Here is an 8372-nt window from a genome sequence, read left to right as displayed (position 1 = left end):
CACTTTCAGTAAAGTGGTGTGTCATTAAGGATTAGAACCATTCGACTGATTGGTTAAAAGCCAACTGCTCTAGCTTTATAAAAAGCGACTGAGCTAACAACCCATTGTACTACTGACTATCTCATTAAATACCACTAACTTATTCTATTCATTAGAGTAAGTGGTGGGTCGTGAAGGATTCGAACCTTCGACCAATTGGTTAAAAGCCAACTGCTCTACCGACTGAGCTAACGACCCATTTACTGGTATTTCACGCCCCGAACGACCTCGCCGCTCTGAGGGCGCCTATAATACCTTTTTCATCTTCTCATGCAAGCGCAAATTCCCAATTTTTTGTCGTTTGCATGAAAAACAGACTAAGAGTATGTTTTTTAGTTAATTACGCTTTAATTGCAGCCAGTTGCTGCTGTGCAATGCGTGCTGCGGCGCTGTTTGCGTAATCTTTGACAACTTGTTGGTAGTATTGCATCGCACCAGCTTTATCACCGGTTTTCTCGGCGATCATGCCAAGCTTCACTAAACTATCGCCACGTTTATTAGAATCACTAAAACGATCAACCACAGTTTTGAAGGCTTGTTTGGCTTCTGCAAATTCGCTCTTATTAAATAATAGCTGTCCTAACCAATAGTTCGCATTCGCAGCATACACAGAGTCTGGATATTGTTTGATAAAAGCACGGAAGGCAGGAATAGCATCGTCATACTTACGCTCTTTTAAGACTAAGTTAACGGCATTTTCATAACTTGCAGTTTCACTTAAACTACTTGCGGCAGCATTGGTCGATACCACAGAGGGGATTGATGTCGCTGCAGCTGCAGGTGCGGCAGATGCCTTTGAGGATAAATTAGCAAGCTCATCATATAACTGACGCTGACGCTCTTGCATCTGCTCAATCTGATAATTCTGTTGTTCGGTTAAACCGCGTAAATCGAGAACTTCCTGCTGCAGTGTATCAAGACGACGTTGCATCTCGAGCTCACTTTGTTGTCTCGATTTTACAATACGTTCGATACGAGCAAGTCTGTCATCACCCGAACCACCAGCAATATCTTCCACAGGAGCAGGCGCTGCAACTGCAGCGCCCGCACCAAGGAACATTGCCGTAATTAAGACGGCACGTTTCATTGTGTTACTCTCCGAGATTCAATCTTAGTAAACTAAAACTGCACGACGGTTTTTGCCAAAACCTTCATCAGTGCGAGAAAAATCAAGTGGTTTTTCTTCGCCATAGCTGACTACGCTCATTTGGCTTGGCTGTACGCCCATACCTTGTAGGTATTTAGCAACGGCTTTAGCACGACGTTCGCCCAGAGCAATGTTGTACTCAGGAGTGCCACGCTCGTCCGCATGACCTTCAATCAGTACGCGCACACTTGGGTGCTCAACTAAGTAAGTACCATGAGCTTCTAATACAGCGGCGAATTCAGTTTGAACTTCACTGCGGTCGAAATCGAAGTAAATGATGTGTTCTTTTCTCAACTCTTCTAACTGCTGACGTTGCTGCTCTTCAGATGACAACATAGCACCCACACCACCAGTTTGAATGCCACCATTCAGTTCGCTACCTGAACCGTTTGTTGAGCCCATTGCATCAGTTTCTGATTCTGAAGTTGAGCTACATGCACTAATAGCCATAATTGGAAGTGCTACCAACATAGCTTTTAACAACTTATTCAGATCCATTACGTGTTCCTTATAAAATTAAATGTGATTAAATCAAGGTATAACATTAGAGAAACGGAGACCAAGAAGGTGATTTCACCTCGCCTTGACCCACGGGTAATCTCGCTTTAAAGCGTCCATCCGTAGAAACAGCTGCCAATACTTGCTTACCTTGGTGTGTAGTGCCATATATGACCATAGTACCATTAGGCGCCACACTTGGGGATTCATCCAAGCGTGTAGAGGTTAGCACCTGCATAAAACGCGTATTTAAATCCATACGCGCAATATTAAACTTACCGTTAGTACGGTTAACAAAAATCATACTACGTCCATCTGGCGTAATTGAACCACCAAGGTTCCATTCACCTTCAAATGTTTCACGACTCACTTTACCTGAACTTAACTCTACGCGATAAATTTGCGGTCTACCACCACGTTCAGAGGTGAAAATCAACGACTTTCCATCAGGATACCATGATGGTTCAGTATCGATAGCATAGTGATTGGTAATACGCTTAATCGCTTTTGTCGCAATATCGATAACATAGATCTCAGGCTGACCATCCTTAGACAGCGTCACAGCCAAAGATTTGCCATCAGGAGAGAAAGCCGGCGCACCGTTAATACCAGGGAAAGAGCTCACTTTAGTGCGCACTTGGGTATAAAGGTCTTGTACGAAAATCTCTGCTTTTTTATTTTCAAAGCTAACATACGCCAAACGACGCCCATCAGGCGACCAAGTGGGTGACATTAATGGCTCAGGTGAGCGCAGTAACATTTGCTCGTTAAAACCATCATAGTCAGCAACCATCAACTGATAAGGTGCTTTTTGAGTATGATTGACCACGACGTAGGAGATCCGCGTTAAGAATGCACCGCGAATACCGGTTAACTTTTCATAGACGATATCGCTAATTCTATGACCATATTGACGAAATTGTGCTGCTGAAATCACAGTTTGGCGACTGTCCATCAAAAATTCTGTAGCGCTGACTGAGCCTTTCAATGCTTGGTTTTGTGCTTTAACTAAATCGATTAAATCAAAGCTCACCAAATACTGATCGGTTCCGTAAGGTTTCACAGTACCTAACACCACAGCTTCTGCGCCAACGCTAGACCATGAACTAGGTTGAAACTGAGCCAAAGCACCAATATTGCGCTGAGGTAGTCCGAGCTCGTCTAAAGGTTTAAAGGTACCGCTACGAGCTAAGTCAGACATCACCACATCAGCAATCGCTTGTGGCGGTGCGCCAGGACCTTGCCATACAAAAGGCATCACAGCGATGGGACGCGCTGCGTCAACACCTTCTGTGATCACAATATCCAATGCCGCTTTCGCGGGGGTGGTGCACAGCATAACTGCCAGTGCTAACCATTTTGCCAATATTTTCATGGTGCTCCTTTAATTAAACGTTGGTTCAACGATTAAGTTAATTTCTTTCATCAAGTTATAAACCGCAGGATCCGGAGACACAGGCAGTTTGCCCGCTTTCAAAATCGCCGCTTTTGCTGCACGACAAACGTTGGGATCACCACCTTTTGTTTGGCTGCTGATCACAAACCCATCATTCGCTAAACGCACAGAGACAGTACAAGTCTTTCCACGCATAGATTCATCCACTACCAAATTACGTTGAATAGTTGATTTTATCATTGCCTGATACTTACCGACTTCACTCTGCATCTGCTTATTCATGGTTTGCGACAGCGCCGCTTGCTCAGCCGCTAATGCATCAGCCATTTCCTGCTCTTGATCGGCAAGGGCTTTAGCATCCGCTTTAGCTTTAGCATCCGCTTTAGCTTTGGCATCTGCTTTAGCTTTGGCATCCGCTTTAGCTTTGGCATCTGCTTTAGCTTTGGCATCAGCCTCCGCTTTAGCTTTAGCTTCCGCATCTGCTTTTTGCTTACGGTCAGTTTCAGCTTTCACTGCAGCAGCTTCTTCAACCTTGCGTTTTTCAGCGGCTTTTTGTGCGGCGTCTTCAGCAACCTTACGCTCCTGCTCTTTCAGCTTGCGGTCGGCTTCGGCTTTGACCGCTTTTTCCTTTTCCTGCTGCTGTTTCACCTGGGCTAATTTGGTCGCTTCATTGGCTTTTTGAATCTCAATTTCCTGCTGCTTACGTTCTTGCTCTAGCTGTTTAATCTGAGCTTGTTCGCGCTCGCGTGCCTGTTTCGCTTCTTGAGCTTTGCGTTCAAGCTCGGCTTGACGTTCTTGCTCACGGCGTTCGGCATCACGCTTTTCTTGCTTAAGTTTCTCAACTTGATTAGCCACTTTTTGCTGATCAACCATAACCGCTTTGATTGCTGGTGTGCTAACTTGTTGCATAGGCTCAGGTTTGTGAGAAAAATCTATTCCTAACGCCAGAATAATTATCACGCCAATATGAATACCCGCTGAAATTGACAGAGGTAATGTTACATCTGACTTATCTGCCACCTATTTCTCCTTGGGTGAATCCGTCATCAAACCGACTGATGGCACGCCAGCTTGCTGCAGTGTCACCATCAACTGAATCACTTTATCGTAAGGAATATTTCTATCGGCTTTAACCACAACAGGACGCTCAGGTTCAGTCACGATAAGTGCAGCCACTTCCGTTGCCAATTCTTCCAAATCCATAGGCACATTCGTTGAACCGCCTTTATTGAGGAAGTAATCACCGTCACCATCGATAGAAGCAACAATGGGCGGCTTACTGTCATTGGGTAACACTTCTGCCGCCCCTTGAGGCAGCTCAACTTTGACCCCTTGGGTCACTATGGGTGCTGTTACCATAAAAATAATTAACAGCACGAGCATGACGTCGATATAAGGCACCACGTTGATTTCAGCAACGGGGCGGCGACGTTTGCGCTGATAAGCTGGTTGCATTATGCCCCTTCCTTCTCACTGTATGCTTGGCGATGCAAAATGCTGGAGAACTCTTCCATAAAGTTTGCGTAAGCCATTTCTAATTTATCGACTTGAGTCGAGAAACGGTTGTACGCAATTACCGCTGGAATTGCAGCAAATAAACCCATAGCTGTTGCAATCAAAGCTTCAGCAATACCGGGGGCAACCATAGCTAAGGTGGCGTTTTCCATCGAACCAATAGCGATAAAAGAATTCATGATCCCCCATACCGTACCAAATAAACCGATATAAGGGCTAGTCGAACCAATCGTTGCTAATAACGGCAAGTTAGCTTCTAACTTTTCCATTTCGCGAGACAAGGTCACACGCATAGCTCGCGATGTACCATCCATGACGGCATCGGGCACTTTGCTATTTAATTTATTCAGGCGTGAATATTCCTTAAAGCCAGTCACAAATAATGACTCTAAACCGCTATTATCTGGACGAGATGATAATTCTTTATACAAACGGTTTAAATCAACACCTGACCAAAATTTGTCTTCAAACTTCGCCGATTTACTTTTTGCGGATGTCAGTAAGCTACGGCGTTGTAAAATCACCGTCCAAGACATCACCGACAAGCAAAGTAAAGTGAACATAACAAATTTCACTAATAAACTGGCTTGTAAAAATAACCCAACAATCGACATATCAGCTTGCACTGTCAAACTCCTGCACAATATTTAAGGGAATAGCTCGGGGACGCATACGTGATAGCGCAACACAAACAACCAGCACTGTGCCTTCACAATAACAGTCTCCCTGTTTATCGACCAAGCGTTGATGAAAGATCAACGAGGCCTTTTTCAACTCTATGACCTTAGTTTCAACAATAAGGTTCTGTTCAAAACGTGCTGCTTTGCGAAAATCGAGTTCCGCACGCTTTACGACAAAAGCGGTGTCGTCGGCTAATAACGCAGTCTGACTCACGCCAAGGGCTTTTAGCCACTCGGTTCGCGCGCGCTCAAAAAAGTTGAGGTAGTTCGAATGATAGACAACGCCACCAGCATCGGTGTCTTCGTAATAGACTGAAATTGGCCAATGAAACATCATTTGAAAATAAGCAAATTTTGGTTGAAAAATTGACGCTTACTATACCTAGGGAAACAAGACTTGTGAATGACCCGATGAAGATATAGATAGGAATAGCGCGGGTTTCAGATGAATAGGGGCAATTGTAAAAGAGAATGGGGTCAAACGACCCCATTTTATTAACATAGTTAGTTATTTTGCGATAGCTTGTGGCAAGGTTAAGCCAAAACTCTGCCACAAGAAACTGTAGATGTCGGCAAATTCGTCGATCTTCATCGCCGTGGGCTTACCCGCTCCATGACCAGCATTTGACTCGATACGCATAATGACTGGTTTATTGCCCAGCTGTTTCTCCTGCAGCATAGCCGCAAACTTGAAACTGTGTAATGGCACAACACGATCATCATGATCCGCAGTCATTACCATAGTCGCAGGATAAGCTTGCGCTTTTACATTGTGATAGGGCGAATAAGCCAATAGCGCAGGGAATTGCTCTGCTTTATCAGCACTGCCGTATTCACTCGTCCAAGCCCAACCAATAGTGAACTTGTGAAAACGCAGCATATCCAACACGCCCACGGCAGGTAATACGGCAGCAAAAAGTTCAGGACGTTGAGTCACAGCAGCGCCCATCAACAGACCACCATTACTGCGGCCATAGGCACCGAGTTTAGAGCTGTTGGTGTATTTTTCGCTTACCAGATATTCAGCAGCAGCAAAATAGTCATCAAACACATTTTGCTTTTTGTCGAACATCCCCGCTTGATGCCAGCTTTCGCCATACTCAGCGCCGCCACGTAAACTCGGCACAGCATAAATGCCACCCATGTCTAACCAAGCGATATTGGCAGGGCTAAAACGTGGTGTCATCGAAATGGCAAAACCACCATAGGCATAAAGTAATGTCGGATTTTGACCGTTTTTCACTAAGCCCTTTTTATAGGAGAGCATCATAGGCACACGCGTACCGTCTTTGCTGCTATAGAAAACCTGTTCAGAAACATAGTCATCGGGATCAAACGAGACTTTGGGTTTAGCAAAAACGGTTGAACCGCCAGTTTTAAAATCAAACTTATAGGTGGTTTCAGGCTGAATATAACTATTAAACACATAGTAGAAATAATCTTTGCTGGCTTTACCAAAAGGCCCTGTCACATTGCCAAGACCAGGCAATGCCACATCTTGACGCTTCTGACCACCCATACTGTAAATCGATAATTGACCTAACACATCATGTAAATAACTCACCACTAAATGGTCATTAATCATGGCGACATTATTAATCGGATCTTTAGACTCAGGAATAATCGTTTGCCATTGCGATTTATCACTATTGCGGGTGTCAATCGCAATCACTTTACCGTTAGGTGCCTCTAAGTCAGTTTTGAAATAAAACACTGAACCATCATTACCGAGAAACTCATATTCAGCTTCTAATTTGAGGATCAATTCCACCACTTGGGATTTAGGCTCAAATAACGATTTATAGAAGAAACGATTACGCTTATCCGTACCTTGAGAAATCGACAGTAATAAGTATTCACCTTTCTCAGAGACATCAATGCCAAAGCCCCAATCTTTATTCTGTGGACGCTCATAAATCAATAGATCTTGATGTTGGTCTGTGCCTAATTTGTGGTAATACACTTTTTGGTTAAAATTAACGTCAGCTAAGACATCCCCCCCTGCTGGGGCATCATAACGGGCATAAAACACGCCTTGGTTTTCTTTATCCCACACTGCGCTAGAAAATTTAATCCATTTCAGTTCATCGCCCAGTTTCTTACCGGTTGCAATATCAACGAACTGCCATTGCTGCCAATCTGAGCCAGAATTTGAAACGCCATAGGCTAAAATTTTACCGTCATTACTCACAGCAACGCCGGATAAGGCAACAGTACCATCCGCAGACAGTTTATTTGGGTCAAGAACAGGCTTTTCAACACCATCTAAACCTTTAACGTACAAAACCGATTGCGCCTGTAGGCCATCATTACGGTAGTAAAATTGATTGTCGCCGTTTTCAAACGGAGCAGAGACTTTTTCGTAATTCCAAAGTTCTGTAATACGTTCGACCACAGCTTGTTTATTGGGGATCTTAGCGAGGTAGGCTTGACCAAAGTCTTGTTGTTCTTTTACCCACTCTTCAGTTTCAGGCGTATTGGCCTCCAGATGACGATAAGGGTCGGCCACAGCGACACCATGAATGGTTTCGACGAGGTCATCTTTTTCAGTAACAGGGTAAACGAGTTTAGTTGCGCTTGCCTGCTCAGTCGAATTTTGCTCAGGTGCATTGCCACTTTGGCAGGCACCGAGTGCCATCCCCAATGTGGCCACTAACAAACCTTGCTTTGCAAGGCGAAATCTTAATGCCATCGTGTTGTCGTCCTTCTTATGGTTTCGGGCTTAAGGCCTTTTCAGCAAGTACTATACAAGTAAAAAAAATCATGGCAATGGCGTAACTTAATATGAAGTTTTTTAAGCTGTATCGTGAATTTAACAAAATAGCAGCAAGGATAAGCTTATTGAAGTGTATTATTATGCATTAATAGTGAGTTATAAGTTATTAATCAAGGTAAATAGTGACTTAAGTGATATAAATCACCTTTGTAGCCATTAGAATTACTAATGTTTATGGGCAATTTTTCTCGTTTGTTTTACAACAGGTTTCCCAATAGAATGTGCTTGTTTTCAGGAGATAACTGCTTGCAGATATCGAAAACAAAGAACTTTTAAACTGGTGTGTTCCCAACACTTCAGTTTCTTTTCTGGTTCTTATGC

8 protein-coding genes and 2 tRNA genes are annotated in these 8372 nt (G+C 43.8%); all 10 read right to left on the bottom strand.

The genetic code is table 11. The features are described from left to right. Positions 1-14: 14 nt before the first annotated feature. Positions 15-103: transfer RNA gene (locus ACHA99_RS09655), tRNA-Lys, on the bottom strand. Between the two features lie 58 nt (positions 104-161). Beyond that, positions 162-237, bottom strand: a tRNA-Lys gene (locus ACHA99_RS09650). Positions 238-379: 142 nt separating this feature from the next. Continuing rightward, entirely contained in the window at positions 380-1126 is a 747-nt protein-coding gene (gene ybgF / locus ACHA99_RS09645; protein WP_028760345.1) for a tol-pal system protein YbgF, read from the bottom strand. Positions 1127-1150: 24 nt separating this feature from the next. After that, positions 1151-1684: a peptidoglycan-associated lipoprotein Pal gene (gene pal / locus ACHA99_RS09640; protein ID WP_028760346.1), complete on the bottom strand. Its 534-nt coding sequence runs from the start codon at positions 1682-1684 to the stop codon at positions 1151-1153. A gap of 46 nt (positions 1685-1730) precedes the next feature. Beyond that, a complete protein-coding gene (gene tolB / locus ACHA99_RS09635) occupies positions 1731-3059 on the bottom strand; it encodes a Tol-Pal system beta propeller repeat protein TolB (RefSeq protein WP_219234548.1) in 1329 nt (442 codons plus the stop codon). A 9-nt stretch (positions 3060-3068) separates the two neighbouring features. Next, positions 3069-4100 (bottom strand): cell envelope integrity protein TolA, encoded by a 1032-nt coding sequence (gene tolA / locus ACHA99_RS09630; RefSeq protein ID WP_393942419.1) that lies wholly within the window; start codon positions 4098-4100, stop codon positions 3069-3071. Next, positions 4101-4535: a protein TolR gene (gene tolR / locus ACHA99_RS09625; RefSeq protein ID WP_113938780.1), complete on the bottom strand. Its 435-nt coding sequence runs from the start codon at positions 4533-4535 to the stop codon at positions 4101-4103. It abuts the gene before it with no gap. Beyond that, entirely contained in the window at positions 4535-5221 is a 687-nt protein-coding gene (tolQ, locus tag ACHA99_RS09620; RefSeq protein ID WP_028760350.1) for a protein TolQ, read from the bottom strand. Before tolQ ends, tolR begins: the two co-directional genes overlap by 1 nt. Further along, a complete protein-coding gene (gene ybgC / locus ACHA99_RS09615; RefSeq protein WP_006081251.1) occupies positions 5211-5612 on the bottom strand; it encodes a tol-pal system-associated acyl-CoA thioesterase in 402 nt (133 codons plus the stop codon). Before ybgC ends, tolQ begins: the two co-directional genes overlap by 11 nt. Before the next feature lie 171 nt (positions 5613-5783). Beyond that, entirely contained in the window at positions 5784-7967 is a 2184-nt protein-coding gene (locus tag ACHA99_RS09610) for a prolyl oligopeptidase family protein (protein WP_393942415.1), read from the bottom strand. Positions 7968-8372 lie beyond the last annotated feature (405 nt).

Origin of the sequence: Shewanella sp. S23-S33 (assembly GCF_043359565.1) — a bacterium.
Classification (GTDB): Bacteria; Pseudomonadota; Gammaproteobacteria; order Enterobacterales; family Shewanellaceae; genus Shewanella; species Shewanella oncorhynchi.
The sequence above is the reverse complement of the archived record's forward strand: the minus strand, read 5'-3'. Positions and strand labels throughout refer to the sequence as shown.